The 802-nt window shown below is 56.9% G+C and carries 1 protein-coding gene and 1 pseudogene; both read right to left on the minus strand.

Going from position 1 to position 802, the window contains the following annotated elements:
* A partial coding sequence (locus tag D8U18_RS08730) for an ATP phosphoribosyltransferase regulatory subunit (RefSeq protein ID WP_177435006.1) occupies positions 1-159 on the minus strand: 159 nt, incomplete at its 3' end.
* Positions 160-472: 313 nt separating this feature from the next.
* A pseudogene (locus tag D8U18_RS08735) lies at positions 473-802 on the minus strand (protease modulator HflC); the annotation flags it as partial.

The raw sequence follows: 802 nt of genomic DNA on the forward strand, positions 1-802 counted from the left end.
GGATTCCAGGTACTCGATATGGGGAGTCACGACAAACTCGTAACCCCAGCTCTGGAACAGATCCAACACCTGACGACGCGCGACTTCAATACGCGCAGCTTCCGGTGGCAGTACTTCTTCGATGCCATCTGGCAGCAGCCAGCGGTCTACCGTTGCCATTACGCCATTCCCCTATGATCCGGGCGACAAGCCTTTGGGCGAGCCTTGAGTGAAGCAGAAAATGATCGGCTCATGTGCAAACCACGCGCATGAACAACGGGGCGAAAAGCCTGAATCCGGCTTCGCCAACCACTTTCCTCGAAAAACCTGTCGAGTCATTCAACTCGGGCGCCTGCACAAAAACAGCAATCAAACGTGCAGACGCAAAAAAGCCGGGAATTTCCCGGCTGCCGCATCATACACACGTTTTCCCAAAGGATCACCCCGCCCGAGGTTTTAGCCGCCGGGCGGACTGATTCAGGTCAACGTCGTATCAAGGCTTGGCTTTTTCCAGGTAACGGAAGAAGTCGCTGCCCGGGTCCAGGACCATGACGTCGGATTTGTTCGCGAAGCTTTCACGGTAGGCACGCAGGCTACGGTAGAACGCGTAGAACTCCTGATCCTGACCGTAGGCCTTGGAGTAGATCGAAGCGGCCTGGGCATCGCCATCACCACGAATCTCTTCAGATTCACGATAGGCTTCCGCCAACAACACGCGGCGCTGACGATCGGCATCGGCACGAATGCCTTCAGCCAGCTCGTTACCCTTGGCGCGGTGCTCGCGAGCTTCACGCTCACGCTCGGTGCTCATACGCTCGAACAC

This window comes from Pseudomonas sp. Sample_10, assembly GCF_004321495.1.
In the GTDB taxonomy this organism is placed as follows: Bacteria; Pseudomonadota; Gammaproteobacteria; order Pseudomonadales; family Pseudomonadaceae; genus Aquipseudomonas.